This is a genomic window from Dietzia maris (assembly GCF_014144855.1).
Lineage (GTDB): Bacteria > Actinomycetota > Actinomycetes > Mycobacteriales > Mycobacteriaceae > Dietzia > Dietzia kunjamensis.
In genome coordinates, this window is the sequence record NZ_JAALDN010000510.1 from 1 (window position 1) to 2,153 (window position 2,153).

Here is a 2,153-nt window from a genome sequence, read left to right on the forward strand (position 1 = left end):
ACCCTAAACCAACTTCAGAAACGCGACACTAGACTATACGTCGGTACCGCTTACTGTATGTTCGTACAGTACAAGGTGTCCCGGCTCAGTCGGCCTTGTCGACCTGACTATCGTGCCGTCGACAGCCAGTTGCTCAGGCCACCCGCATCGGGCCTCAGGGCCCCTTGGACGTCCCGGTCAAAGGTTGGGTCACGGGTCGGACGTGCGGGTGTCGGCGATATCTCCGTCGCCACAAGCCGAGGTATCGCACCCAGTACAACTTCATCGACAGGAAGGTTTGGACATGGACACATTTCGCGACAAGGCCGGCGAGCCGATAGGTACCGATATCGACAACTGGGTGGCCTCGTTCACGCGCATGGAATCCGGTTCCTCCGAGCTTCCTCCCCACCACCCCAACTGCCTTGGCTGTGGACCAGAGAACCCGAATGGTCACTTCCTCTCGGTACGGCGTGACGGAGACGGCGTCGTCGCACACCACCAGTTCGACCAGCGCCACGTCGGGGCACCGGGCATTGCACACGGCGGCGCGGTAGCGACCGTGATTGACGACCTCTTCGGCTTCTTGCTGTATTCGGTCGGCGAGCTCGCCGTGACGCGCCGTCTCGAGCTCGAGTATCTTGCGCCAGCACTACTCGACACCCCGTACATCCTGCGCGCTGCAGTTCGGTCTCGCGATGGCCGGAAATTGGACCTCAAGTCCACGATGGAGGATGCAGAGGGCCGCACTGTTATTACTGCCACTGCCCTGTTCATCGTGGTCGAGGTTGAACACTTTTTGCAGTCACAGAGAAACTCGAGGGCTTAGGCCAAACTCACCGCCGCGAGCACCAGGCCCGAATACGTCGAGGGTGTCGGCGGAGCCTGAAGCTATTGAACGCCACGCCCAAAGAAAGGGCGAAGCTGAAGGCACCGTGCATTGCCAGTTGCCCTGTACGAGTCAACCAAGTGGCAGCGCTACCTACGACGGAACCCCGTCGGCGGGTGGCCGGTCCAGTGCTTGAAAGCGTGTGAAAAGCTGGCGAGGTCGCTATATCCGAGGTCCGTGGCGATCTCGCTCGCGGACACAGATCCGTCCAGTAAACGAAGAATCGCGTACTCACGAATGACCGACTGGCGCAGTCCGCGATAGGTCATCCCTTCCTCAGAGAGGCGCCGCTTAAGTGTGCTCGTAGAGATGGAGAGTTCGTCTGCAATCCACTGACTTCCACAATCTGCGGGACGCTTCTCTATCAGACGTCTCACCTTGTCCGAATACGAGGCGATTTTACTCCGCTCGTCGAGCCTTCGCTGCAAGTCACTGATAGCGAGTCGATACGCCACGGGATCAGAGAACCGGCAGACGTGATTGACCGCGTCAACGGGAAAATGCAGAATGGACAGTGAAGCGTCAAATACCAGGCGACCAGCTAACCAATCCTGATCCACGGGCAGACCTTCCGGAGCGGGCCAACCCAGTGAGAGTGTGATGTCTGGTGCATCGCCAACGAGTATATTCAGCAGCCTCAGCAGGACCGCACCACAGTAGGTGACCACTAGGGAGTCTAGGACTCGATCGCCCGTCTGCCCATTGAGCGCGACAGACACTCCGTGTCCACCTGCGTAGAACTGCGCACTCAGGGCTGGGGTTATTAGCGGCAGGTAGGCAAGCAATTCCAATATCTCGCCTGCGGAACCTGCGCTTACTAGTGGGACGCTTAATGGTCCGAAGGACGTCAGATGAGCATGCTGGGCGAACGCCAAACCGAGGGTCGTTGCTTGGTCAACGTCGAGGTCGGGCAAGGCTTCCCTGATCCACCGCAGGGGAACTTGGGCGTTGATGGCGAGAAGTGACTCGACGTCGCTTCGCTCACGATCCATGATCTCGCGAAACCGTGCAACGGCGTCTTGCTCCAGAACTGGGCTCTCAAGTAACTGCGCGAACACGAGCGGTGGCACGCCCTCGCGATCAAGATTCATCGCCCCCGCCTTCTGAGCCAAATTAACAAGCTTCTGCCCTCAATTAACCTAGCCGCAGTCGTCGTTGTTAGCAATGCTGTGAGCAGCTATTACCCGAACAACCATGCAGGAGCCAGCGATGACAGTCGTAACCTTCGTCTCACATGAGGGAGAGGAGCACGTGGTGCCCTTGGAGGAGGGGCAGTCACTCATGC

2 protein-coding genes are annotated in these 2,153 nt (G+C 58.8%); one reads left to right on the plus strand and one right to left on the minus strand.

Annotated features, from left to right (window positions below):
- Positions 1-283: 283 nt before the first annotated feature.
- A complete protein-coding gene (locus G6024_RS15410) occupies positions 284-808 on the plus strand; it encodes a PaaI family thioesterase (RefSeq protein WP_017836045.1) in 525 nt (174 codons plus the stop codon).
- Between the two features lie 149 nt (positions 809-957).
- On the opposite strand, the gene G6024_RS15415 is transcribed toward G6024_RS15410, so the two are convergent.
- Positions 958-1,959 carry an AraC family transcriptional regulator gene (locus G6024_RS15415; protein ID WP_063972868.1) on the minus strand — a complete coding sequence of 334 codons (1,002 nt, stop codon included), beginning with the start codon at positions 1,957-1,959 and terminating at the stop codon, positions 958-960.
- Positions 1,960-2,153 lie beyond the last annotated feature (194 nt).